This window comes from Verminephrobacter aporrectodeae subsp. tuberculatae At4, from assembly GCF_000193225.1.
Taxonomy (GTDB): Bacteria; Pseudomonadota; Gammaproteobacteria; order Burkholderiales; family Burkholderiaceae_C; genus Acidovorax; species Acidovorax aporrectodeae.
On record NZ_AFAL01000730.1, the window covers coordinates 1 to 1,683 of the forward strand.

1 protein-coding gene and 2 pseudogenes are annotated in these 1,683 nt (G+C 58.1%); 2 read left to right on the forward strand and 1 reads right to left on the reverse strand.

The annotated features are described in order from the left end of the window. Positions 1–246, reverse strand: a pseudogene (locus tag VTU_RS29035) (type I-F CRISPR-associated endonuclease Cas1f); the annotation flags it as partial. A gap of 76 nt (positions 247–322) precedes the next feature. Here VTU_RS29035 and VTU_RS32025 point away from each other — a divergent pair. Further along, complete coding sequence (locus VTU_RS32025; RefSeq protein WP_081479905.1) at positions 323–1,156, forward strand: 2-dehydropantoate 2-reductase; 834 nt, start codon at positions 323–325, stop codon at positions 1,154–1,156. Positions 1,157–1,195: 39 nt separating this feature from the next. Beyond that, a pseudogene (locus VTU_RS0120780) lies at positions 1,196–1,585 on the forward strand (aminotransferase class I/II-fold pyridoxal phosphate-dependent enzyme); the annotation flags it as partial. Positions 1,586–1,683 lie beyond the last annotated feature (98 nt).

Here is a 1,683-nt window from a genome sequence, read left to right on the forward strand (position 1 = left end):
TCCGACGAGCACGCCCGCCTTGGCCAACTCGCGCATGGCCGCTTGGGTGACGGAGGTTCCGGTGCCCAGCAGGATGCTGGTGGTGTTCGCAATGGGAATGTTCCAGTACAGGCTGCGTTTGCCGGCGTCGGTCACGTACTCCACCCGCCCGCCATTGACGAGCACGCGGCAGTGTTCCAGATAGTAGAGGTTGGCCCGCTTGGAGTGCAGGATGGTCTTGAGGTCTGATGCGGCGATGGAGTCCATGCGGGGATAGCCTTCCGGAGTGGTGGGTGCTGCGCAGCTATTTTTTACTACGGGGCAACGGCGCAGCCCGCAGGGGATGCGCTGCCTCGAACAGGCTTTGCATGGTGATGGCTGCGGCTTCGATCTGCTGCGGCGTGTACGCCGCAAAGCCCATCACGACGCCGTGCTGCTCGATGGGTGCGATGCAGAACCGGCCGATCGGCGTGAGCGTCACGCCCTGCTGCGCGGCGGCGCGGCACAGCGCGTCGGCGTCGATTTCCCGGGCCCCTGTCAGGGGCTGGCCTTGTATGCCGTGGATCCGGGCGGAAAGATCAGCGAGAAGATTCCGTTAGACTCGATTGTCGGCAGCGTGATCTTCCCCAATTGTGAGAAGCGAGAGCCGGGGGTGTCGCAACACAATTTCGGAAATCGGATCATTCTGGGAGAACCGTCGCGCAGACTGACGAATCGGGTGGAAAAGCTCGTGTCTTTGTTTTCGCAAGCGGGGCTCGATGCGCATCTTTCACAGGACATCCATTCCGACATCTGGAACAAGGCAGTTGGCAACATGGTGATGAACCCGGTTTCTGCCTTGACGGGGGCGACCTGTGATCGGATTCTCGACGATCCAGATCTGAGAAATTTTTGCCTTTGCGTGATGCGCCAAGCTGTCGATATCGGCAAGAAGATCGGCTGCGACAATCTGTTCTCTGCCGATGAGCAGATGCAACTCACTCGGAAGATGGGAAAATTCAAGACATCGATGCTGCAGGATATGGAAGCCGGAAGACGCCTAGAGATCGACTCGCTCATCGGTGTCGTGTCCGAGATCGGGCGATCCATTCATGCCGACACGGACCGAATCGATTCCCTTCTGGGCCTGGTAAGGGTATTCGGTCTGGCTCGTGGCTTGTATGCATCCCATGCGTGAGGGCAGCGATGGTGAATGAAGATCATTTATGAGAATTCAATGACAAGCAAATACTGGAGTCCCGTCGTCAGCAAGCTGACACCTTATGTAGCCGGAGAGCAGCCTTTGAATCCGGGAGTCGTCAAGCTCAACACCAACGAGAACCCGTACCCGCCATCGCCACGGGTGCTGGAGTCGATTGCGCAGAGCACGGGAGATGAGCTACGGCTGTATCCAGACCCGAACAGCCAGAAGTTGAAGCGGGCATTGGCCCACCATTTCGAGTTGGCGAACGACCAGATTTTCGTCGGCAATAGTTCCGATGAAGTGCTGGCACACGTTTTCCAAGCGTTGCTCAAGCACGATCTGCCAACCTTGTTTCCGGATGTCACCTACAGCTTCTATCCCGTGTACTGCGGGCTCTACGGCATCCAGTACAAAACGATTCCGTAACTACTCAGCCCCCGGCCCCACGGCCCAGCCGATCAACCAAAGCAAGGTTGAACCGGAGCGCCCAGAAAGGCTTGGATGAGCGCGTCAAACAGCTT

Coding starts and splice junctions, on each gene's coding strand:
- VTU_RS32025 (WP_081479905.1), top strand. CDS start 323: ATGCGCTGCCTCGAACAGGCTTTGCATGGTGATGGCTGCGGCTTCGAT.